This window comes from Stenotrophomonas sp. Steno-C18 (assembly GCF_056393195.1).
In genome coordinates, this window is sequence record NZ_JBWJOX010000001.1 from 726,464 (window position 1) to 748,942 (window position 22,479).

The following is a 22,479-nucleotide window of genomic DNA, read 5'->3' on the forward strand; positions in this document are numbered from 1 at the left end:
TCCGTCCATGTCACCGCTGCAGTCCCTGCTCCTCTCCCATCGCCAAGGCCACAACGTGGGCCTGTACAGCGTCTGCTGCAGCAACGAGCAGGTGCTGCGCGCGGCCATGCACGTGGCATTGGCGCACGACACGCTGCTGCTGATCGAGGCCACCTCCAACCAGGTGGACCAGTTCGGCGGCTACACCGGCATGACCCCGCCGCAGTACCGCGACTACGTGTGGCAGCTGGCCGACGCCGAAGGCTTCCCGCGCGAGCGCCTGGTGCTCGGAGGCGACCACCTCGGCCCCAACGCCTGGCAGAAGCAGCCGGCCGCCGACGCGATGGCCAACGCCCGCGTGCTGATCGAAGCCTATGTCGCCGCCGGCTTCCACAAGATCCACCTGGACTGCAGCATGTCCTGTGCCGACGACCCCACGCCGCTGCCCGACGCCACCGTCGCCGCACGCTCGGCCGAGCTGGCCGTCATCGCCGAACGTACCGCCGTTGAAAACGGGCTGCCCTTGCCGGTCTACGTGATCGGCACCGAGGTGCCGGTCCCCGGCGGCGAAGCCTCGCTGGAAGGCGGGCTGGCCGTCACCACGCCGGCCGCCGCCGCGCAGACCCTGGCCATCCACCAGCAGGCCTTCGACACGCCGCCGCTGCGCGATGCCTGGCAGCGCGTGATCGCCATGGTGGTGCAGCCGGGCGTGGACTTCGACCACAGCAGCGTGCACGACTACGACCCGGCCGAGGCCGCCGCGCTGGCCGACTTCCTTGAGCAGCAGCCGCGCATCGTGTTCGAGGCGCACTCCACCGATTACCAGCGCGAATCCGGCCTGCATGCCTTGGTGCGCGACCACTTCGCCATCCTCAAGGTCGGCCCGGCCGCGACCTTCGCCTACCGCGAGGCCCTGTTCGCGCTGGCCGCGATCGAAGCGCAGCTGTTGCCCGCCGGGCAATGCTCGCAGCTGCCGCAGGTGCTGGAGCAGGTGATGCTGGCGCAGCCGAAGTACTGGCAGGCGCACTACCACGGCGACGAGGCCACGCTGCGCCTGCTGCGCGCGTTCGCCTTCAGCGACCGCTGCCGCTACTACTGGGGCGAGCCGGCGCTGGTGCAGGCCGTGGCCACCCTGTTCGCCAACCTGGAAGCCCATGCGCCGCCGCTGGTGCTGCTCAGCCAGTACCTGCCCGAGCAGTTCCGCGCCGTGCGCGCCGGTACGCTGTCCAACACGCCGGCCGAGCTGGTGCAGTTCCACGTCGGCCTGTGCCTGGCCGAGTACGCGCGCGCCTGCAGCGACAACCAGGCCGGCACGCGCCGGGAAAACGAAAGCACGCAAACTTCCGTTCTTGCGAAAGGGTAATCTCCCCCTTTCCTTCCCACCAGAACGAGACCCGACATGCGCAACACCCGCCCGCGACGCCAGCAGATCCTGCAGCTCCTGATCGAGCAGGGTTCGGTGCAGGTATCGGACCTGGTGGAGCAGTTCGGCGTCTCGGCGGTCACCATCCGCACCGACCTGGGGCAGATCGAGTCGCAGGGACTGGCCACGCGCACCCACGGCGGCGCCACGCTGGTGCGGGTGCCGCCGCAGGAGCAGGACATCCACGAGAAGGACGTGCTGAACCTGTCGCTGAAGGAGTCCATCGGTGCGCGCGCCGCGCAGCTGGTGCAGCCCGGTGACAACATCATCATCGACTCCGGCTCCACCACCATGACCCTGGCCCGCCACCTGCACGACCAGCGCGAGGTCACGGTGATGACCAATGGGCTGAACATCGCCTGGGAGCTGGCCAACGCACCCGGCATCAACGTCCTGCTGACCGGCGGCGTGCTGCGCAAGCAATCGCTGTCGCTGCAGGGCAGCCAGGCCGAATCCAGCCTCACCACCTACAGCTTCGACACCCTGTTCCTCGGCGTGGATGGCCTGGACCTGCAGTTCGGCCTGACCACCCATGACGAGGGCGAAGCCCGCCTCAACCACCGCATGGTCGAACGCGCGCGGCGCATCGTGGTGCTCACCGACGCCTCCAAGTTCGGGCGCGTCAGCCTGCACCGCATCGTCCGCCTCGACCAGGTCCACGCCATCATCACCGACCCCGGCATCGACGACGCCACCCGCGACGGCCTGCTGCAGCAGGGGATCGAAGTGATCATCGCCGAGCCCTCTTCATGACCGATACCCGCTCCCTGCACGGCCGCGTGCTCACCCCGCTGGGCTGGCGCCGCGGCAGCGTGCACTTCGACCAGCGGATCCGCACGCTGCAGGTGGAGGACCACGCCGGTGATACCGGCGACCTGCCGATCCTCCTGCCCGGTTTCATCGACCTGCACGTGCACGGCGGCGCCGGCGTGGACCTGATGCAGGGCGGCGACGTCGCCCGCACCATCGCCCGCACCCATGCACGCCACGGCACCACCACCCTGCTCGGCACCACCATGACCGCCGCGTTCGAGGAAATCGAGGATGCGTTGCGCGGGCTGGCCCAGGTCATCGCCACCCCCGATGCCGACGCCGCGCAGATCATCGGCGTGCACCTGGAAGGGCCGTTCATCAGCCCGCAACGGCTCGGCGCACAACCGCCGCGCACCCTCGAGGCCACGCTGGAATCGGTGCAGCACCTGCACGCGCTGGCGCCCATCAAGGTGCTGACCCTCGCGCCGGAGATCGGCCAGCACACCGCGCTCATTCCCGCACTGGCGGCAATGGGCATCCGCGTGCAGGTCGGCCACAGCGCCGGCACCTACGAGGACGCGGTGGCCGCGTTGCAGGCCGGCGCGGTCGGCTTCACCCACCTGTTCAACGGCATGACCGGCGTGGACCACCGCAACCCCGGCATCGCCGCGGCCGCCCTGGCCCACGCCGAGTACGCCGAACTCATCCCTGACCTGGAGCACGTGCATCGCGGCGTGATCCGCATGGCCACGCGCGCCATCCCGCGCCTGTACGCGGTCACCGATGCCACCGCCGCCACCGGCATGCCCGACGGCGAGTACGCGCTGGGCGAGCAGCGCGTGCACAAGTGCATGGGCTGCGTGCGCCTGGCCAGCGGTTCGCTGGCAGGCAGCGCGCTGACCATGGACCAGGCGCTGCGCAACTTGGTCGACGTCGGCCTGGAGCTGGCCGATGCCTCGCAGCGCGTGTCCACCTTCCCCGCCGACTACCTCGGCCTGGACGACCGCGGTCGCATCGCCCCGGGCCTGCGCGCGGACATGGTCGTACTGGGCCCGGACCTGCAGCTGCAGCAGGTCTGGGTCAACGGCCAACCGATCGACCCACGCCCGGCCCTGCACTGACCCCTGTTCCGGTGCGTGCAACGCGCACCGGCATCCAACGCGCAGCCGCGCACCTGCCACCGCTCCCGGAGCGCTCCCGATGACCGATACCGCCTTCGCCGTACCCGCCACCGAGGCCGCCCCGCGCTGGCCGGTGCGCTACCTGCTCTTCATCGCCGGGCTGGGTGGGCTGTTGTACGGCATCGACATCGGCATCATCGCCGGCGCCCTGCCCTACCTGGAGGCCACCGCCAGCCACGCCTGGCAGTTGAGCAGCCAGCAATTGGGCTTCGTGGTCGCCGCGGTACTGCTGGGCAGCGTGCTGTCCTCGCTGTTCGCCGGGCTGGTGGCCGACCTGATCGGCCGCCGCGGCGCGATGCTGCTGGCCGGCGTGCTGTTCACCGCCAGCATCCCGATCATGGCGCTGGCCTCGGGCTACACACCGCTGCTGCTCGGCCGCCTGTTGCAGGGCATCAGCGGCGGCCTGATCGGCGTGGTGATCCCGCTGTACCTGGCCGAAGTGCTGGCACCGGAACGGCGCGGCCGTGGCGCGGCGATGTTCCAGCTGCTGCTGACCATCGGCCTGGTGCTGGCCGCCTTGATCGGCCTGTACCAGGCGCACGCGGTGGACGATGCCACGCGTGCGGTCAGCCACCTGCCGCTGGCGCAGCAGGCGCAGGAACTGTTCGCGGTGAAGGACCACGCCTGGCGCACCATCTTCTGGAGCTGTCTGCTGCCGGGCGTGGTGTTCTGCGCCGGCGTGCTGTGGCTGTCCGAATCGCCGCGCTGGCTGGTACGGCGCGGCCGCCTCGACGCCGCCCGCCGCAGCCTGCAGCGCACGCTGCCGGCCAGCCAGGTCGAGCGCACCCTGGCCGACATCCAGGCACCGGTGGCCGCGCGTGCCGACGGCCAGCGCGACCGCCTGCTCAGCAAGCGCTACATGGTGCCGTTCCTGCTCGCCTGCGTGGTGCTGGCCTGCACCCAGGCCACCGGCATCAACTCGGTGCTGGCCTACGCCGTCAACATCCTCAACCAGGCCGGCCTGCCCGGCGCGGCGGCCAACGGTGCCGACGTGGCGATCAAGCTGCTCAACGCGGTGATGACCGTGGTCGCGCTGCTGCTGGTCGACCGCAAGGGCCGCAAGTTCCTGCTGATGCTTGGCAGCGGCGGCATCTGCGTGGCCCTGCTGGGCGCGGCGATGCTGTTCTTCAAGGCCGAGCAGGGGCGGCTGGACGTGCAACCGCGCATCCAGCAGATGGTTCTCGCCGACGGCCTGCAGCTGGAACTGGATCCCTCGCAATGGCGGCAACTGGCCGGCACCCACATGCGCGGTGACCAACCGATGCAGTTGACGGTGTCCTATGCCTACGGCGGCTTCAGCGACGTGCGCTCGCTGCGCAGTGACAACCCCAGCGACCACCTGCTGGGCATCCAGCGCGACGCCACCGTGCGCGCGGACAGCGTGATCGGCAGCTTCTTCCGCCGCCTGCACCTCAATCCCTTCCCGGACCCGGCCGCCGCGGCCGACGCCCCGCTGCACATCGACCAGGCCTGGATCGGCCCGGTGCCGTCGGCGCAGCATGGCTGGATGGTCGCCACCTGCATCCTGGTGTTCGTCGCCTTCTTCGCGGTCGGTCCCGGCGTCTGCGTCTGGCTGGCGCTGTCCGAGCTGATGCCCAACCGCATCCGTTCCAACGGGATGAGCATCGCCCTGCTCATCAACCAGTTCGTCTCCACCAGCATCGCCGCGATCTTCCTGCCCACCGTCGGCCAGCACGGCTACGCCAGCATGTTCCTGTTCTGGGCCGGCTGCACGTTCGTGTTCTTCCTGGTCGCCACGTTCTGGCTGCCGGAAACCAAGGGCAAGACGCTGGAGCAGATCGAGGCGCATTTCCGCTGATAAAGCGAAGCGGCCCTCATCCGCCCCTGCGGGGCACCTTCTCCCGCGCGCGGGAGAAGGGGTGGGGTTGCCGCGATCCGGCCGTTGACCGGTGACCCCGAAACCTCGCGCAGACCTCCCTTCTCCCGTTTACGGGAGAAGGTGCCCCAAAGGGGCGGATGAGGGCAACGCAACACACCCACACCGCACAAACGCAAACGGCCACCCGAAGGTGGCCGTTTGCTGCATGCAGGCGGACCTGCGTGCGGGTATTACTCGGCGGCGGCAGCCTTGGCAGCCAGGCGGGCAGCCTTGGCCTGCTGGGCAGCAGCCAGATCTTCCTTGATGCGAGCAGCCTTGCCTTCCAGGCCACGCAGGTAGTACAGCTTACCGGCGCGAACCTTGCCGCGGCGCTTCACTTCAACCGAGTCGATCAGGGCGCTGTGGGTCTGGAACACGCGCTCGACGCCGTAGCCGTGCGAGATCTTGCGCACGGTGAACGAGGAGTTCAGGCCGGCGTTCTTGGTGCCGATCACGACGCCTTCGTAAGCCTGCACGCGCTCACGGTTGCCTTCCTTCACCTTCACGTTCACCACGACGATGTCGCCCTGGCTGAACTTCGGCAGTTCGCGGGTGATCTGGGCGGATTCAAACTCCGCGACGATGGACTTGTTCAGCTTGCTCATTGGATTACACCGATTATTCGGGGTGGGCGTGTCGGTATCCGACAACGTGGGCTTATGCAGTCGCCGAATTGCGCTGCACGTTTGTTGTTCTGGCGCCCCATGCCAGCCTGAATGGCTGGTGGGAACTCGCAATTCTAACCTACTGATTACCCTCGGCGCCAGTGGTTGGCGGCAGGCCAGCGGCCTGCGCCTCCCGGGCCTCGGCCAGCAGCTTGCGGTCGGTCTTGTTCAGCCCCGCCTCGTCGAGCAGGTCCGGCCGGCGCAGCGCGGTGCGCAGCAGCGACTGCTGCCGGCGCCAGCGCGCGATGGCGGCGTGGTTGCCCGAGCGCAGCACGTCCGGCACGTCACCCAGCGCGTGGCTGGACGGGTGGCTGTAATGCGGGCAGTCGAGCAGGCCGTCGCCCTCGAAGCTGTCCTGCACCGCCGACTCGGCGTCATTCAGGGCACCGTCCTGCAGGCGGGTGACCGCATCGATGATCACCGCCGCACCCAGCTCGCCGCCGGACAGCACGTAATCGCCGATGGAGATCTCCTCGTCCACCTCCGACGCCAAGAAACGCTCGTCCACGCCCTCGTAGCGCCCGCACAGCAGGATCATGCGCGGCAGCGCCGCCAGCTCCCGGACCTTGGCCTGGGTCAGCGGGCGGCCCTGCGGGCTCAGGTAGATCAGCGGTGCCGGTTGCGGGCCGGCCGCGCGGGCGGCCGCCAGCGCGGCACGCAGCGGCTCGATCAGCATCACCATGCCCGGGCCGCCCCCGAACGGTCGGTCATCGACCCGCCGGTAGTTGCCCTCGGCGTAGTCACGCGGGTTCCAGCCATGCAGCTCCAGCAACCCGCGCTCCTGCGCACGGCCGACCACGCCCAGCGCGGCGGATTGCGCCAGGAATTCGGGGAACAGGCTGATGACGTCGACGCGCACGCGGGCTAGAACTCCGGATCCCAGTCGACCACGACCATGTTGGCCTCGAAGTCCACCGACTTGATGAAGTCGTCCATCACGAACGGCACCATGCGCTCGCGGTCGCCGCGCACCACCAGCACGTCATTGGAGCCGGTGTTGAACAGGTGCGAGACCTGGCCCAGCTTCACGCCCTCCACGGTCTGCACGTCCAGGCCTTCCAGGTCGACCCAGTAGTATTCGTCCGGCTTGGGCGGTGGCAGCGCGCTGCGCAGGATGTAGATCTCGGTGCCGCGCATGGCCTCGACCACGTTGCGGTCGTCCACGCCCGGGAAGGTGGCGATCAGGGCCTTGCCCGACTCGCGGCCACGCACGCCGGTCAGCTCCGATTCCTGCCCCGAGGGGGAGCGCAGGATCCACGGCTGGTACTTGAAGATGGCGGAACGGGGCTCGGTCCAGGACTCGAGCTTCAGCTCGCCGCGCACACCAAAAGCGCCGGCAACCCTGCCCAGCAGGATCCGGCGCTCGGAATCTTTATTCATATGAAGCAGTCGGGCCGCGCTTTCGCGCGGCCCGCCAGGATCAGGCCGCGACGGCCTGGGCCTTGGTCGCTTCCTTGTACAGGTTGCGAACCTTGTCGGTCAGCTGGGCGCCGTTGGCAACCCACTTGTCGACGGCGGCGATGTCCAGGACAACGCGCTGCTCGGCGCCCTGGGCGACCGGGTTGTAGTAGCCGACGCGCTCGATGTTGCGGCCGTCACGGGCGCTACGGACGTCGGTCACGATGATGTGGTAGAACGGACGCTTCTTGGCGCCGCCGCGGGTCAGTCGAATCTTGACCATGGTGGTGTTTTCCTATGTTGCCCAGTCGCCAGGATGGCGCGGTAAGCCGGCGATTATAGCGACGGGTCCGGGGCATTCCAAGTCTTGGGCCTCCGCCGAAGCTGAACAGATGTTCAAGCCTTCACGCCCCAACCGCCCTAAAGCACCGCCCACGGCGCCTCGCCCAGCGCCCGCTGCAGCAGCTCCAGCAGCAGGTCCGACTGCTCGAACACCTGCTCCCCGATCCGCGCCAGCGGCCACAGGCCGGTGGAATTGCAGGCCACCGCGCCGCTCATCCCCGCCAGCATCGGCAGGTGCACCTCGCGCCGCACCTGCCCCTGGCCCAACGCCGCCAGCCCATCCATCAGCAGCAGCTCGCTGACCCCGCGCAGCGCCGTTGCCTGCGGCCAGATCACCCGGCCACCATCCCAGAACGCCACGTTCCAGGTGCTGCCCTCGCTGATGCAGCCCGCCGCATCGACGAACAAGGCGTCGTCATACCCGGCCGCCATCGCCTGCCGCCGGTAATGGAACAACGGGAAGGTCCCCACATGCTTCACATGCGCCAGCTCGCGCTGGTAGGACACCGGCAGCACCGCGCGTCCAGCCACCGGCATCGTCGCCGGCACGCCGATCCCGATCAGGACATCGATGGGCACGGCCTGCTGCGGCTGCCGGAAGTCGAAGGCACGCGAGAACACGGTGATCCGCACCGATGCATCGCCCACCTCGCAGGCCTCCAGGGCGCGCTTGAGCCAGCGCTGCAGGCTGGCCGCGTCCAGGTCGGCATCGAACAGTTCACGCGTGCCCTGCCGCAACCGCTGCACGTGCAGCGCCCAGCCCTGCACCGCCCCACCGCGCACCTGCAACGAGGTGAAGTGGCCATAGTTGACCAGCGCCGGGGCGAGCACGTCCACGTCCACCGGCCGGCCATTGCAGAACAATCGCATCACAGCAGCACCTGCGCCTGTGCCCACATCGACTGCAGGATACGTGCCGCCGGTTCGCGTCGCGCCATCCACGCCGACTGCCCGGCCCAGGCCTGCATCGCGTCGATCCGGCCATCGGCACCGGCCTGCCGGCGCATGGCGGCGGTCAGCCCCCGCTGCACCGGGTAAGGACGCGGCGCAGGTGCATCGGGAGCGGCCGCGGCGCGCACATACGCGGTATCCAATGCGCGCCCCAGCCGGCCGCTGAACGCACGGGTAGTGCGCGTGCCTTCCGGCTCGGCGTCCTGCAGGGCCTGCTTCCAGGCATCGGGGACATCGGATTCATCCGCTGCAAGGAAGGCCGTGCCGACCATCACCGCACTGGCACCGAGCACCAACGCGGCGGCTACGCCACGTCCATCGGCGATGCCTCCGGCGGCGATCACCGGCACCTCCAGCCGGTCGGCCAGACGCGGCAGCAGCGCGAACAACCCGACCAGCTGTTGCTCGGCCTGGTCAGCCTCGAATGCGCCGCGATGGCCACCGGCCTCGGCACCCTGCGCGATCACCGCGTCGGCTCCGGCGGCCTGCGCCTGCAGGGCTTCGGCAAGCGTGGTGGCACCGGCCAGCCAGGCAATGCCGGCGTCCTTCAGGCGCTGCACCTGTGCCGGCGAGAACACCCCCATGATGCTGGATGCCACCGCCGGTCGCGCCTGGACCAGAGCCTCGAACTGCGCATCGAAATCCGCCGGGCCGGCATCACCGGCACTGGCCGGCACCTCCGGCCCCCACTGCGCGAGGAACGCCCGGGTCGCGGTTTCACCAGCCACGTCGCGGGCAGGCGCTGGATCGGGAATCCAGACATTGACCTGCGCCGGCCCCGCGGACTGCGCGCGGAAGGCCGCCATCCATTCCCCGACCTGCCCCGGCGTGGACAGCACCGCGCCCATCGCCCCCATGCTGCCGGCGTTGGCCAGCGCCACCGACAACGGTACCGGGCAGGCGCCGGCCATCGGCGCCAGCAGGATGGGGACGTCAACGCCGAAGCGTTGGCAGAAGCCGGCAACACGCGCGGCGATTGCAGGGTTGTGCATGGCGATCACGACGCCAGCGGGCCACCCGGATCAGCGCACCGAAAGGGCGTAGCTCCGCACCCGCTGGCTGTCCATCTCTTCGCTGAAGGTGAAGTCCACATATTGAGCGTCATCGGCAGCCATTGCCACCTCGACCAAGGCCCGGCCGATCTCGCTGCCCTCGGCATCCAGCGCCCTGGCCACCAACGTGCCAGTGAACGAATGGGACGCGATCACGTAGATGGACGCGTCCCTGGCCCCTACCCCGCGGCTCTTGCCCAGGGTGACCGTCAGCCCGCGCGCGGCCATCGCCGGCGCGACCTCGAGCGTGAGCGACATGCGCCTGTCCACACCCTCGCCAGGGCCAGCCACGAAATCCATGGCACTTCCGCCGACGGCACTTCCCGTGCGCGGGGATGGCGAGCGGTCATCGCCGCACGCCGCCAGGCCCAAGGCCATTGCAAGCAGCCAGATTCCCTTCTTCATGCATGTACTCCTGATCGTTCGGATGACGGCGAAACATCGTGGCTTCCCACGCGCCGCAAGCCTTGTATCGGGAGCATTCCGGCGCCTCCAGCGCCGGCTTCACATTTCAGCGGAAAGGCAAGCCGCCCTTGCCACCGCCCATCGCGCCGAGCATGCCCTTCATGTTGCGCAGCATGCCCTTCATGCCGCCGCCGGCAAGCTTGCCCATCATCTTTTCCATCTGCATGTACTGCTTCATCAGCTTGTTGACGTCGGCCGGCTGGGTACCGGAGCCACGCGCGATGCGGGCACGACGCGAACCATTGAGCAGGCCCGGGTTGCGGCGCTCCTTCTTGGTCATCGAGTTGATGATGGCGATCATGCGCGGCACTTCCTTGCTCTGCGTGACCTGCTGCTTGAGGTGGTCCGGGATCTGGCCCAGGCCCGGCAGCTTGTCCATCAGGCCGCCGATGCCGCCCATGTTCTGCATCTGCTCGAGCTGGTCGCGCATGTCGTTCAGGTCGAACTTCTTGCCCTTGGCGACCTTCTCGGCCAGCTTCTGCGCCTTGTCCTTGTCGACCTGCTGCTCGACCTGCTCCACCAGCGACAGCACGTCGCCCATGTCCAGGATGCGGCTGGCCACGCGCTCGGGGTGGAACACGTCCAGGCCATCGACCTTTTCACCGGTACCGGTGAACTTGATCGGCTTGCCGGTGATGTAGCGCACGCTCAGCGCGGCACCGCCACGGGCGTCGCCGTCGGTCTTGGTCAGCACCACGCCGGTCAGCGGCAGCGCCTCGCCGAAGGCCTTGGCGGTGTTGGCCGCGTCCTGGCCGGTCATCGAGTCGACCACGAACAGGGTCTCGACCGGGTTGATCGCCGCGTGCAGGGCCTTGATCTCGGCCATCATTGCTTCATCGATGGCCAGGCGGCCGGCGGTATCGACCAGCAGCACGTCGACGAACGACTTGCGCGCATCGTCGATGGCGGCGCGCACGATGTCCACCGGCTTCTGGTCCGGGGCCGACGGGAAGAACAACACATCCACCTGCTGGGCCAGCGTCTTGAGCTGCTCGATCGCGGCCGGGCGGTAGACGTCGGCCGAGACCACCATCACCTTCTTCTTGCGCTTTTCCTTCAGGTGCTTGGCCAGCTTGCCGACCGTGGTGGTCTTGCCGGCGCCCTGCAGGCCCGCCATCAGGATGATGGCCGGCGCGGGGACATTGAGGTTCAGGTCGGTGGCCTGGGAGCCCATCACCGCGGTCAGCTCGTCGCGGACGACCTTGATCAGCGCCTGGCCGGGGGTCAGCGACTTGAGCACTTCCTGGCCGACCGCGCGCACCTTGATCTTCTCGACCAGGGCCTGCACCACCGGCAGGGCCACGTCGGCCTCCAGCAGCGCGATGCGGACTTCACGGGTGGCCTCGCGGATGTTCTCCTCGGTCAGGCGGCCGCGCCCACGCAGGCGCTCGATGGTGCCGGAAAGGCGCTGGGTCAGTGACTCGAACATGCGGTGCAACCTGCGGGAATCGTGGATACAGAGCCGCCAAGTATAGCGACCCGCCCGCGAGCCCGCCGGTTCACGTCGCCAGCGGCGGGTCCGTGTGCGAAACTGTGCCGATGACAATCGTTCTCATCGCCGCCGTCCTCTACCTGTTGGCAACGGCCCTGCTCGTGCGCGGACTGGCGATGGATCGCAACGCCCTGCCGCGCACCTGGCTGCTGCCGGCGGTCAGCGCCGTCGTCCTGCATGCAGGCTACCACCTGATGGTGGCGATGCAGACCAGCGGCGGTCCGGACATGCACTTCTTCGCGGCGCTGTCCCTGGTCGGGCTGGGCATGGCGGTGCTGACCACCCTGGTCGGCGCGCGCGGGCGCATGGCCGCATTGGGCGTGGTGGTGTTCCCGCTGGCCGCCATCGGCCTGCTCGCCTACCACAGCTACGGCCACGAACCGAGCAAGGTACTGGGCTGGCGCCTGGCCACCCACGCCTGGCTGGCACTGCTGGCCTACGCCACGCTGAGCGTGGCCGCGCTGCTGGCGATCATGCTGTGGCTGCAGGAGCGTGCCCTGCGCCGTCGCGATTTCCGTCCCTGGCTGCGCGCCCTGCCGCCGCTGGCGGACCTGGAAACCCTGCTGTTCCGCACGATCGCGGTGGGCTTCAGCCTGCTGACCCTGACCCTGGTCACCGGCGTGCTGTTCGTCGATGACCTGCTGGCGCAGAAGCTGGTGCACAAGACCGTGCTCAGCGTGCTGTCGTGGATCGTGTTCGGCACCCTGCTGATCGGCCGCCGCCGTTACGGCTGGCGCGGCAGCAAGGCCGTTCACTGGACCCTGAGCGCGATGGCGCTGCTGCTGCTGGCGTTCTTCGGCAGCCGCTTCGTGATCGAGCTGGTGCTGGGAAAAAACTAAACACGCCCGGTACTGCCGCGCCAGGCGCGGCAGCGGGATTCGGGCATCAGCAGGAATCGTCGGCAAGGCCCATGGCCCCGCTCTACAGAGCGCTACGGATCATTCCGATGCCGCCTCCAGCGCCTCGGACAGCCGCTCCACCGCAATCACTTCCATGCCCTTCACCGAGCCGGTCTTGGGGGCATTGGCCTTGGGCACGATGGCGCGCTTGAAGCCGTGCGTGGCCGCCTCGCGCAGGCGGTCCTCGCCGTTCGGCACCGGACGGATCTCACCGGACAGGCCGACCTCGCCGAAGGCGATGGTCTTCTCCGCCAGCGGCCGGTCCTGCAGCGAGGACAACACCGCCAGCAACACCGGCAGGTCGACCGCGGTTTCCTGCACGCGGATGCCACCGACCACGTTGACGAATACGTCCTGGTCGCCGACCAGCACCCCGCCGTGCCGGTGCAGCACGGCCAGCAGCATCGCCAGGCGGTTCTGCTCCAGCCCCACCGCGACGCGGCGCGGGTTGGACAGCGGCGAGGAATCCACCAGCGCCTGTACTTCCACCAGCAGGGGCCGCGTACCCTCCCGGGTAACCATCACGCAGCTGCCCGGCTGGCGGGTGCTGCCACCGGACAGGAAGATCGCCGACGGGTTGGGCACTTCCTTCAGGCCCTTCTCGCCCATCGCGAACACGCCCAGTTCGTTTACCGCGCCAAAGCGGTTCTTGAACGCGCGCAACACGCGGAAGCGGCTGCCACTCTCGCCCTCGAAGTACAGCACCGCATCGACCATGTGCTCCAGCACGCGCGGGCCGGCGATGCCGCCTTCCTTGGTGACGTGCCCGACCAGGAACACCGCCGTGCCGGTTTCCTTGGCAAAGCGCACCAGCCGCGCCGCGCTTTCGCGCACCTGGCTGACCGAGCCGGGGGCGGCGGTCAGGGTTTCGGTCCACAGCGTCTGCACCGAATCGGCCACGATCAGCTTGGGCCGCGCCGAGGCCGCGTGCTGCAGGATGTTCTCCACGCCGGTCTCGGACAGCCCGTTGAGGCCCTCCAGCGGCAGCTCCAGCCGCACCGCACGGCCCGCCACCTGGGCCAGCGATTCCTCGCCGGTCACGTACAGCACCGGTAGCGTGCTGGCCATCCTGGCCACCGCCTGCAGCAACAGCGTGGACTTGCCGATGCCGGGATCGCCGCCGACCAGGATCACCGCACCTTCCACCAGCCCGCCGCCGAGCACCCGGTCGAACTCGCCGATGCCGGTGGACACGCGCTGGTGCTCGGTCTGCTGCACGTCCTTCAGCGCGGTGATCTTCGGCGCCTCGACCTTGCCGGCCCAGCCACTGCGGCGCGCGGCCGGCGACTTGGCGGCGGCCGCGCTCTCCAGCACGATCTCGCTCAGGACGTTCCATGCCCCGCATTCGGTGCACTGGCCCTGCCATTTGCTGTACTCGGCACCGCATTCGGTGCAGACGTAGGCGCTGTTACGGGGCTTGGCCATGGAGGTTCCTGCGACGGGGGACCGCAGGATAGCCGAGGGGGGTCGCAGTGGCTGCGACCAGCACAGCCCCGGACTCAGTTCAGCAGCGCGCGCGCGGCGATCATCGCCCGGTACTGGCGCGGCGCCATGCCCACTTCGGCCTTGAACTTGCGGGTGAACGCGCTCTGGTCGCTGAAACCACACGCCTGCCCGATGCTGGCCACGCTGTCCTCGCCATGCAGCAGGTGCAATGCGATCTGGATGCGCAGCCGGGTCAGCACCTGCTGCGGGGTCATCTGGAACACCTTGCGGAACGAGCGCTCCAGCTTGGACAGCGAGAACCCGGTGATGTCCAGCAGGGTCTGCATGCGCACGTTCTCGGCGTAGTGCGTGTTGAGGTAATCCAGCGCCAGCCGCAATGGCTCGTACTGCGACTCCAGCCCGCCACGCTGGCCCAGGTCGCGCGAGATGCCGATCAGGCCGACCACCCTGCCGTCCTCGATGATCGGCCGCTTGCAGGTCAGGCACCAGCCGGGCTGCTGGTTGGCGAACAACTGCAGCTCCATCACGTTCTCGATCACCTCCCCCCCCAGCACGCGCTGGTCCTGGGCCACGTAGGCCTCGCTCATGCCCACCGGGTACAGCTCATCGGCGCGCCGCCCGATCACATCGCTGCGCGACTTCACGCCGAGCCGCTGCATCATCGTCATGTTGACGTGCGTGTAGCGCCCGTCGGTGTCCTTGGCGAAGAACAGCACGCTGGGAATGGCGTCGAACAGGGCTTCGATTTCGGCAGGGTCAATACGCATCGGGACGACATATGGCGTCGGGGGAAAGCCGACCGGGCATCCGATGATGCCTGATCCGGCATGGAATCCGCAGGGCCAAAAGGCATTCCCGGCGGCGGGGCCGACAGACCGGCCGCCTCAGGCCACCCGTGCGGTCCCTACAGGCAGGATCCAGCTCCAGGCGCACCGCGCCTTGATGGCATGAAATGCCCCGGATGCCGGAACCGGCACAATCCAGGCACCCGAGCTGGGCTGGCCCTGCGGGAAGCACCCTGGCATCACCGGCCGCGGCACTGCCCAGTCCCCAGGCCTAGGCCCGCGGACGGCGACGCCCCATCCCATGACCATCCACCGCAAGGCTGCAAACACAAGGCCCCGCTTTCGCGGGGCCTTGGTTCACGCATCAAACGCGGTGACGGGCGATCAGCCCCACGGATCCTGCAGGACCATGGTGTGGTCGCGGTCCGGACCGGTCGACACGATCGAGATCGGGCAGCCTGCCAGTTCCTCCAGCGCGCGCAGGTAAGCGCGGGCGGCCGGCGGCAGCTTGTCCCACTCGGTGACACCGTGGGTATTCTCGCTCCAGCCCGGGAATTCCAGGTACACCGGGGTGCACTCTTCCCAGCCCTGCGCATCCAGCGGGGCGTACTCGGTACGCTTGCCACGGTATTCGTAGGCGATGCAGATCTTGAGCTTTTCCATGCCGTCGAGCACGTCCAGCTTGGTGATGCACAGGCCCGAGATGCCGTTGATGGCCACGGCGCGCTTGAGCGCGACGATGTCCATCCAGCCGCAGCGACGCGGACGGCCGGTCGAGGCACCGTACTCGGCGCCACGGTCGCGGATGCCCTGGCCGATCTCGTCGTCCAGTTCGGTCGGGAACGGACCGCCACCCACGCGCGTGGCGTAGGCCTTGGCGATGCCCAGCACGTAGTCGATCGCATCGGCGCCCACACCGGCACCGGCCAGCGCACCGCCGACGGTGGTGTTGGAGCTGGTGACGTACGGGTAGGTGCCGTGGTCGATGTCCAGCAGCGCGCCCTGGGCGCCTTCGAACAGCACACGCTTGCCCTGCTTGCGCAGGTCATGGCAGATGCCGGCCACGTCGGACTTCATCGGCTCGACGTACTCGCCGAAGGCCAGCGCCTCCTGGTAGACGGTGTCGAAATCCACCGGCTCCACGCCCAGGTACTGGGTCAGCACGAAGTTGTGGTAGTCCAGCGCCGAACGCAGCTTCTCGGCCAGCTGTTCCGGGTAGTGCAGGTCGGCAACGCGGATGCCGCGGCGCGCCACCTTGTCTTCATAGGCCGGGCCGATGCCACGGCCGGTGGTGCCGATCGCCTTGCCGCCGGCGGCCTTTTCGCGGGCCTGATCCAGGGCGATGTGGTACGGCATGATCAGCGGCGCGGCCGGGGAGATCTTCAGGCGCGAACGCACTTCCACGCCGGCCGTTTCCAGCTCTTCGATTTCCTTGCGCAGGGCGGCCGGGGAAATCACCACGCCATTGCCGATCAGGCACAGCGCGTCATCGCGCAGGATGCCGGACGGAATCAGGTGCAGGACGGTCTTCTTGCCGTTGATGACCAGGGTGTGGCCGGCATTGTGGCCGCCCTGGAAACGGACCACTGCACCGATCTCCTCGGTCAGCAGATCGACGATCTTGCCCTTGCCTTCATCGCCCCACTGGGCGCCGAGAACAACAACTGATTGACCCATGACGGGTAACTCCTGAATTTGCTGCGGCCATCGGGGCCGCGGACGGGGCCGTGCGGAGCCAATGGTCAGCCACAGTGGTGCCCCATCGGGGAGCGCCGGCAAACGTCAAGGCCATACACGGAAAAAGCCGAACGGGACGCTCTGTGAGGAGCAGGCCCGACCGGCTTTTCTGGATTATCCGGGTTTTGCCTGACGGCTACCACCCCTGGCGGTGCATCCCTTCGGCGGCAGTGGCCGGTCGTTCAGACCCGGCCCCGTGAACGCAGCCACCCTCCGCTACGTTCCTGCCGGGCATGGCCCGGCGCTACAGGTATCTGGCAGCACCGGGCCGAGCCTGGTGCTGCCGCAAGGGTCAGCGGTCGTTCTTCAGGTACTGCAGGAACGGGTCGTTCTTGTCGAGCACGATCACGCCGTTGCCGTCGGTCATCGAGCCGCGGTAGGCCTCCAGGCTGCGGTAGAACGAGTAGAACGCCGGGTCGGCCGAGCCGGCCTTGCCGTAGATGGCGGCGGCCTGGGCATCGCCCTCGCCACGCAGTTGCTGCGCATCGCGCTCGGCCTCGGCCACGATCACGGTGCTCTCGCGGTCGGCCTGGGCGCGGATGGTCAGCGACTGCTCCTCGCCCTCGGCGCGCAGCTTGGCGGCCTCCTGCTTGCGCTGGGCGCGCATGCGCTCGTACACGTCGGTGATCACCTGGCTGTCGGTCGGCAGGTCGATCTGCTTGATGCGCAGGTCGATGATCTGCATGCCGAGCGGCTTGACCGCCTCGTTGATCGCCTTCAGCTGGCCGGCGATCAGCTCGCCGCGGTCACCGGACACCAGCGCCTGCAGGGTGCGCGAGTTGATCTGGTTGCGCAGCGAGTCGGTGATGATCGGCGCCAGGCGGGCATTGGCCACCTTGCCGTCACCGCCGGTGGAGCGGTAGTACGAACGCACGTCTGAGATGTAGCCGATGGCGAAGAAGTCGACGCTGACGTCCTTCTGCTCGGCGGTGAAGTAACGCGCCGGGGCGGTGTCCAGCACCTGGAAGCGGCGGTCGAACACGCGCACGGTTTCCACCAGCGGCACCTTGAAGTGCAGGCCCGGCTTGATGTCCGAACGCACCACCTTGCCCAGGTTCAGCACCATCGCGGTCTGGTCCTCGCGGACCACGTACACCGAGCCCAGCAGGCCCAGCAGCACCACGACCAGCAGGCCGATCACAAATGAATTCTTCATCGGCTGGCCTCCTCACGACTTGCCGAGCGCGAGACCGAGCGGTCCGCGTTGCGAATGCTGTCGGTGGCCGACGGCAGGGCCGGCACGACCATGTCCGGGGTCAGCTGCGGGGCGTTGCCGGTGCCCTTGGCCGCATCGGCGGGCATCGGCACGTAGATCAGCTGGCGGCCATCGCCACCGATGACCTTGCGGTTCTCGGCCAGCACCTGCTGCACGGTTTCCAGCCACAGGCGCTTGCGGGTGACTTCCGGCGCGTTCTTGTACTCGGCCTGCAGCAGGGTGAAGCGGCGCGCGTCACCTTCGGCCTTGGCCACGGCGGCCTGCTTGTAGCCTTCGGCGGTGGTGCGGGCACGCGAGGCCTGGCCACGCGCCTCCGGCACGACCTTGGCCGCATAGGCCTGGGCTTCGTTGATCAGGCGTTCCTTGACCTGCTGGGCACCGTTGACCTCGTCGAAGGCCGGCTTCACTTCTTCCGGCGGACGGGCATCGGGCAGGGTCAGGCCGGTCACGCTCAGGCCGGTGTTGTAGGCCTTGAGCGAGGCCTGCAGGCGCTGCTCGGCCACCGAGGCCAGCGGACCGCGGTTGTTGAGCACGGTGTTCAGGTCGGCACGGCCCACCTGCTCGCGCACCGCGCTCTGCGCGGACTGCTCCAGCATCTGGTCGGCATCGACCGTACCGAACAGGTACTGGCGCGGGTCGTCCACGCGGTACTGCACGTTGACCGCCACGTTGACGATGTTCTCGTCGCGGGTCAGCACCGGCACGTTGCTGCTGAAGGTCTTGATCTGGGTCGCGTTGACCTTGACCACCGACTCGATCGGCCACGGCAGCTTGAAATTCGGGCCCGGCTGCAGGATGCGGGAGAACTGGCCGAAGCGCAGCACCACGCCACGCTGCTGTTCGCCGATCAGCTGGAAGCTGGAGAACAGCACCAGCAAGGCCACCACGATCAGTACCCAGCGCCAGATGCCGCCATCAAACAGGTCGCGCAACGGGCCGGGGATGTTGCCGCCCCATCCGTTGCCATTTCCGCCACGTGGCTTGCGCGGGCCGCGGTCGTCCGCGCCCCCACCATTGCCGCCGGGTGTATTCCAGGCCATGCATGCTCCATCTGTAAGGGCCGGGGTGCGGGAGTTCCCGCCGGACCCGGCCATCAATCGAATCCCGATTCTACTAGATGAGGCTGACCTGCCGTTTCGCAACCGCTATCTTGGACATCCCCCGTTCCAGTGCAGGCCGCCATGTCCGTTTCCACCCCGTTTTCCGCCTTCCGCATCCACAACGACGAGACGGGCTACCGCAGCGGCCTGGAGCCGCTGGCGCTGGGCCAGCTCAGCCCCGGCGAGGTGGTGATCCGTGCCCGCTGGTCCTCGGTGAACTACAAGGACGCCCTGGCCGGCACCGGCAAGGGCAAGATCCTGCGCCGCTTCCCGCTGGTCGGCGGCATCGACGTGGCCGGCGAGGTGGTGGCCTCGACCGACCCGGCCTTCCGCGAGGGCGACAAGGTGCTGACCACCGGCTGCGGCCTGAGCGAGACCCGCGACGGCGGCTACAGCCAGTACGTGCGACTGGAGTCCCGATGGGTGATCCCGCTGCCTGCCGGGCTGGACCTGCGTGAAGCCATGGTGCTGGGCACGGCCGGCTTCACCGCCGCGCTGGCGCTGTTCCGGATGACCGAGAACCGCCAGTCCCCGGCGCTCGGCCCGCTGGCGGTGACCGGCGCCACCGGCGGGGTCGGCTCGCTGGCGGTGGACATCTTCAGCCGGGCCGGCTTCGAGGTGCATGCCGTCAGCGGCAAGGCCGAGGCGGCCGACTACCTGACCGCGATCGGTGCCAGCCAGGTACTGGGCCGCGATGCCTTGGCCACCACCCGGCCGATGGAATCGGCCCGCTTCGGCGGCGGGCTGGACAACGTCGGCGGGGCGATGCTGACCAGCCTGCTGGCCCAGACCAGCCCCTACGGCAACGTGGCCTCGGCCGGCCTGGCGGCCACCGCGGAGCTGGACATGACCGTGATGCCCTTCATCATCCGCGGCGTGTCCCTGCTGGGCGTGGCCTCGGCCGGCACCGCCCGGGACATCCGCGAGCAGGTCTGGGCACTGCTGGGCGGGGACTGGAAGCCGCGCCACCTGGGCACCATCTGTACCCGTGAAGTGGGGCTTGGCGAACTGCCGGGCGTGTTCGATACGATGCTCGCCGGCAAGTCCTTCGGGCGCACAGTCGTAAGAATCGACTGACCGCCGTCCTGACCCGGCCCAGACCCGGCGCTGGCGGCTTCACGCCGGGCCCGGGCCGGCACTACACTCGTCGCTGACTCTTGGGGAAGAACATGGCGCGCATCCTGATCGTTGACGATTCGCCGTCTCAGTTGATGGGCATCCAGCGCATCGTAGAGAAGCTGGGGCATGAGACCTTTACCGCCACCGATGGCGCTTCCGGGGTGGAAGCGGCCAAGTCGGTGCTGCCGGACCTGGTGCTGATGGACGTGGTGATGCCGAACCTCAACGGGTTCCAGGCCACCCGCACGCTCAAGCGCGAGGCCACCACCCAGCACATCCCGGTGATCCTGGTGACCACCAAGGACCAGGACACCGACCGGCTGTGGGGCATGCGCCAGGGCGCCAAGGCCTACATCACCAAGCCGTTCTCGGAAGAGGACCTGTCCGCGGTGATCGCGCAGGTGTTCAGCGCCGAGGCCCCGCCGGCCGGCTGACGCCGGAGGGCCGGAACGAAAAAGGCGAGCCGGGGAGCTCGCCTTTTTCGTACTCGGGGACCGGACGCACCGGCCTCAACTGTCACCGAAGGCCTTGGCCAGTTCCTGGTAGGCCTTGCGCTGGGCCTCGGTCGTCGCCACCGGGGCCACCACCTCCAGTTCCACGATCTGGTCGCCGTCGGGCTTGCCCGGCAGGCCACGGCCGCGCAGGCGCAGCTTGCGGCCACTGTCCGAATCGGCCGGTACCTTCAGTTCCACCGCCCCGCCCAGGGTCGGCACGCTGATGCTGGTGCCCAGCGCCGCCTGCCACGGCGTGACCTGCAGGGTGTACAGGATGTTGCGCCCGTCCACCTCGAACTGCGGGTGCGAGGCGTATTCCACCTCCAGCATCAGGTTGCCGCCCCCGCTGCCCTGCCCGCCCAGCCGGATCACCTGGCCCGGGCGGATGCCCTTGGGCACGCGCACGTCGAGCTGGCGACCATCGACGGTGATGCGCAGGCTGTCGCCGCTGTACGCCGCCTCCAGCGGCACCGACAGCTTGGCGCGGGTGTCGCGCATCGGTTGCGGCCCGGCGCCGCCAAACCCGGGACGACCACGCGGCCCTGCCCCGCCGGCACCGCGCTGGCGCGCGAACAGGCTTTCGAAGAAATCGCTGAAGCCGCCGCCGGCACCGCCACCGCCGAACACCTCCTCGAAATCAAACCCCTGGCCGCCGCCGAAGTTGGGCGGTGCCTGGAATTCCTCGCCCGGGCGGTAGCCCTGCGCGCGCAGCTGGTCATAGGCCTGGCGCTTCTGCGGATCGCGCAGCGCCTCGTAGGCCTCATTGACCGCCTTGAACTTCTCCTCCGCACCGGCTTCCTTGCTGACGTCGGGGTGGTACTTGCGCGCCAGACGCCGGTAGGCGGTCTTGATCTCGGCATCGCCGGCGGTGGGCTCCACGCCCAGCGTTGCGTAGTAATCCTTGAATTCCATCCATACACCTCTGCAAAAAAGTCAGGCCCGCCACCTTTCGGCAACGGGCCGTCATGCAACCGGCAACCGCCGTGGCCGCCATTCTACCGGGCCACGGCGCTCGTGCTGGTGGAGGCGCACTCACACGGCCGGGGAAGCGGCCTGGACCTGGATGCGGCGCGGTGCCGGTTCCTCGCGCTTGGGGATGCGGATCTCCAGCACGCCGTTCTGGCTGCGGGCGGCGATGCCCTCGGCGTTGGCGCTGTCCGGCAGGGCGAAGCGGCGATTGAACGCGCCATGGCGTCGCTCGCTGCGCGAGAAGCGGCCTTCCCCGGCGGCGGCCGGTGCGCTGCGCTCACCACGGATCTCCAGCACGCCCTTGTCCATCTGCACCTCGATGCTGGACGGCTCCACGCCGGGGAGGTCGGCCAACAGCACGAACTGCGTCGGCTCCTCGCGGATGTCCACCGCCGGCGCCCAGCCCTGCGGCGAGGTGGCGGGGGTTTCCAGCAACGGGCCCAGCAGATTGCGGATTTCGGACTGCGTCGGCCACTGGCGGTAACGTACGATGCTCATCATGTCCTCCTGAAATGTGGGGGCCCGGACTGCCGGAATGGCGATGCCGTTCCCATGCCCACGAGGTGTTGCGTGAAAGCCGTGTTTTCAAGCTTTTGACGCTGCACTTCCAATCGATCACTAAACTGACATTCAGCACAGGAGTTACTGATGTCCATCCAAGTCGGCGACCGCATTCCCGAAGTCATCCTCAAGCGCCTGCGCGAGGGCCTGGAAACGGTGGATACCCACACCCTGTTCGACGGCCGCAAGGTGGTGCTGTTCGCCGTCCCCGGCGCGTTCACCCCGACCTGCTCGGCCCGCCACCTGCCCGGTTACGTGGAGCACTTCGATGATTTCCGCAGCCGCGGCATCGAGGTGTTCTGCATGGCGGTCAATGATCCGTTCGTGATGCAGGCCTGGGCCCGAAGCCAATCGGTGCCCGATGGCCTGCAGATGCTGTCCGACGGCAACGGCGAGTTCACCCGTGCGCTGGGGCTGGAGATGGACGCAAGCAGTTCCGGCATGGGCATGCGCTCGCGCCGGTTCGCGTTGTACGTGGAAGATGGCGTGGTACGCGGCAGCTATGTCGAGGAACCCGGCCAGTTCGAGGTGTCCTCCGCCGAATACGTGCTCGCCCATCTGCCGGAGTAGTTT

23 protein-coding genes are annotated in these 22,479 nt (G+C 68.5%); 8 read left to right on the plus strand and 15 right to left on the minus strand.

Features of this window, described 5'->3' with window-relative positions:
• Positions 1-7: 7 nt before the first annotated feature.
• From AC06FE_RS03415 to AC06FE_RS03430, 4 genes are all read left to right on the plus strand, one after another.
• Positions 8-1,342 (plus strand): D-tagatose-bisphosphate aldolase, class II, non-catalytic subunit, encoded by a 1,335-nt coding sequence (locus AC06FE_RS03415; RefSeq protein WP_478072222.1) that lies wholly within the window; start codon positions 8-10, stop codon positions 1,340-1,342.
• A gap of 36 nt (positions 1,343-1,378) precedes the next feature.
• Positions 1,379-2,155 carry a DeoR family transcriptional regulator gene (locus tag AC06FE_RS03420; protein WP_192287354.1) on the plus strand — a complete coding sequence of 259 codons (777 nt, stop codon included), beginning with the start codon at positions 1,379-1,381 and terminating at the stop codon, positions 2,153-2,155.
• A complete protein-coding gene (nagA, locus tag AC06FE_RS03425; RefSeq protein ID WP_478072223.1) occupies positions 2,152-3,276 on the plus strand; it encodes an N-acetylglucosamine-6-phosphate deacetylase in 1,125 nt (374 codons plus the stop codon). The genes AC06FE_RS03420 and nagA overlap by 4 nt, the downstream gene beginning before the upstream one ends.
• 79 nt (positions 3,277-3,355) lie before the next feature.
• Positions 3,356-5,155 carry an MFS transporter gene (locus tag AC06FE_RS03430; RefSeq protein WP_478072224.1) on the plus strand — a complete coding sequence of 600 codons (1,800 nt, stop codon included), beginning with the start codon at positions 3,356-3,358 and terminating at the stop codon, positions 5,153-5,155.
• Positions 5,156-5,406: 251 nt separating this feature from the next.
• On the opposite strand, the gene rplS is transcribed toward AC06FE_RS03430, so the two are convergent.
• The 8 genes from rplS to ffh all read right to left on the minus strand — a co-directional run bounded on the left by rplS (position 5,407) and on the right by ffh (position 11,517).
• On the minus strand, positions 5,407-5,820 hold the full coding sequence (gene rplS / locus AC06FE_RS03435) for a 50S ribosomal protein L19 (RefSeq protein WP_132865217.1): 414 nt from the start codon (positions 5,818-5,820) through the stop codon (positions 5,407-5,409).
• Positions 5,821-5,959: 139 nt separating this feature from the next.
• Entirely contained in the window at positions 5,960-6,739 is a 780-nt protein-coding gene (gene trmD / locus AC06FE_RS03440; protein WP_478072225.1) for a tRNA (guanosine(37)-N1)-methyltransferase TrmD, read from the minus strand.
• Between the two features lie 5 nt (positions 6,740-6,744).
• A complete protein-coding gene (rimM, locus tag AC06FE_RS03445; protein ID WP_478072226.1) occupies positions 6,745-7,260 on the minus strand; it encodes a ribosome maturation factor RimM in 516 nt (171 codons plus the stop codon).
• A gap of 40 nt (positions 7,261-7,300) precedes the next feature.
• Complete coding sequence (gene rpsP, locus AC06FE_RS03450) at positions 7,301-7,561, minus strand: 30S ribosomal protein S16 (protein WP_132865220.1); 261 nt, start codon at positions 7,559-7,561, stop codon at positions 7,301-7,303.
• A 137-nt stretch (positions 7,562-7,698) separates the two neighbouring features.
• Positions 7,699-8,490 carry an aminotransferase class IV family protein gene (locus AC06FE_RS03455; protein WP_192287359.1) on the minus strand — a complete coding sequence of 264 codons (792 nt, stop codon included), beginning with the start codon at positions 8,488-8,490 and terminating at the stop codon, positions 7,699-7,701.
• Positions 8,490-9,563, minus strand: coding sequence for an NAD(P)H-dependent flavin oxidoreductase (locus AC06FE_RS03460; protein WP_478072227.1), 1,074 nt, complete (start codon positions 9,561-9,563; stop codon positions 8,490-8,492). Before AC06FE_RS03460 ends, AC06FE_RS03455 begins: the two co-directional genes overlap by 1 nt.
• Before the next feature lie 30 nt (positions 9,564-9,593).
• Positions 9,594-10,028: a hypothetical protein gene (locus AC06FE_RS03465; RefSeq protein WP_478072228.1), complete on the minus strand. Its 435-nt coding sequence runs from the start codon at positions 10,026-10,028 to the stop codon at positions 9,594-9,596.
• A gap of 106 nt (positions 10,029-10,134) precedes the next feature.
• Entirely contained in the window at positions 10,135-11,517 is a 1,383-nt protein-coding gene (gene ffh, locus AC06FE_RS03470) for a signal recognition particle protein (RefSeq protein ID WP_192287362.1), read from the minus strand.
• A gap of 110 nt (positions 11,518-11,627) precedes the next feature.
• Here ffh and AC06FE_RS03475 point away from each other — a divergent pair, with 110 nt between their 5' ends.
• Entirely contained in the window at positions 11,628-12,419 is a 792-nt protein-coding gene (locus AC06FE_RS03475) for a cytochrome C assembly family protein (protein ID WP_478072229.1), read from the plus strand.
• 99 nt (positions 12,420-12,518) lie between these two features.
• Here AC06FE_RS03475 and radA read toward each other — a convergent pair whose 3' ends face one another.
• The 5 genes from radA to hflK all read right to left on the minus strand — a co-directional run bounded on the left by radA (position 12,519) and on the right by hflK (position 18,703).
• Positions 12,519-13,904 carry a DNA repair protein RadA gene (gene radA, locus AC06FE_RS03480; protein WP_132865226.1) on the minus strand — a complete coding sequence of 462 codons (1,386 nt, stop codon included), beginning with the start codon at positions 13,902-13,904 and terminating at the stop codon, positions 12,519-12,521.
• Between the two features lie 74 nt (positions 13,905-13,978).
• Entirely contained in the window at positions 13,979-14,692 is a 714-nt protein-coding gene (locus AC06FE_RS03485) for an AraC family transcriptional regulator (RefSeq protein ID WP_478072230.1), read from the minus strand.
• A 402-nt stretch (positions 14,693-15,094) separates the two neighbouring features.
• Positions 15,095-16,387, minus strand: a complete 1,293-nt coding sequence (locus tag AC06FE_RS03490) for an adenylosuccinate synthase (protein ID WP_132865228.1) — start codon at positions 16,385-16,387, stop codon at positions 15,095-15,097.
• A gap of 352 nt (positions 16,388-16,739) precedes the next feature.
• On the minus strand, positions 16,740-17,603 hold the full coding sequence (gene hflC / locus AC06FE_RS03495) for a protease modulator HflC (protein ID WP_132865229.1): 864 nt from the start codon (positions 17,601-17,603) through the stop codon (positions 16,740-16,742).
• A complete protein-coding gene (hflK, locus tag AC06FE_RS03500; protein WP_192287363.1) occupies positions 17,600-18,703 on the minus strand; it encodes an FtsH protease activity modulator HflK in 1,104 nt (367 codons plus the stop codon). Before hflK ends, hflC begins: the two co-directional genes overlap by 4 nt.
• A 141-nt stretch (positions 18,704-18,844) precedes the next feature.
• Here hflK and AC06FE_RS03505 point away from each other — a divergent pair, with 141 nt between their 5' ends.
• A complete protein-coding gene (locus AC06FE_RS03505) occupies positions 18,845-19,840 on the plus strand; it encodes a YhdH/YhfP family quinone oxidoreductase (protein WP_313251664.1) in 996 nt (331 codons plus the stop codon).
• 92 nt (positions 19,841-19,932) lie between these two features.
• The gene (gene pilH / locus AC06FE_RS03510; protein WP_132865232.1) at positions 19,933-20,316 is read left to right on the plus strand and encodes a twitching motility response regulator PilH; all 384 of its coding nucleotides are present in this window, start codon (positions 19,933-19,935) and stop codon (positions 20,314-20,316) included.
• A gap of 75 nt (positions 20,317-20,391) precedes the next feature.
• Here the strand turns inward: pilH and AC06FE_RS03515 are convergent, their stop codons facing one another.
• Together AC06FE_RS03515 and AC06FE_RS03520 are read right to left on the minus strand one after the other, a co-directional pair.
• On the minus strand, positions 20,392-21,288 hold the full coding sequence (locus AC06FE_RS03515) for a DnaJ C-terminal domain-containing protein (RefSeq protein ID WP_478072231.1): 897 nt from the start codon (positions 21,286-21,288) through the stop codon (positions 20,392-20,394).
• A 120-nt stretch (positions 21,289-21,408) separates the two neighbouring features.
• Positions 21,409-21,843 (minus strand): Hsp20/alpha crystallin family protein, encoded by a 435-nt coding sequence (locus tag AC06FE_RS03520; RefSeq protein ID WP_192287366.1) that lies wholly within the window; start codon positions 21,841-21,843, stop codon positions 21,409-21,411.
• 150 nt (positions 21,844-21,993) lie between these two features.
• On the opposite strand from AC06FE_RS03520, the gene AC06FE_RS03525 reads away from it, so the two are divergent.
• Positions 21,994-22,476: a peroxiredoxin gene (locus AC06FE_RS03525; RefSeq protein WP_132865235.1), complete on the plus strand. Its 483-nt coding sequence runs from the start codon at positions 21,994-21,996 to the stop codon at positions 22,474-22,476.
• Positions 22,477-22,479: the final 3 nt, after the last annotated feature.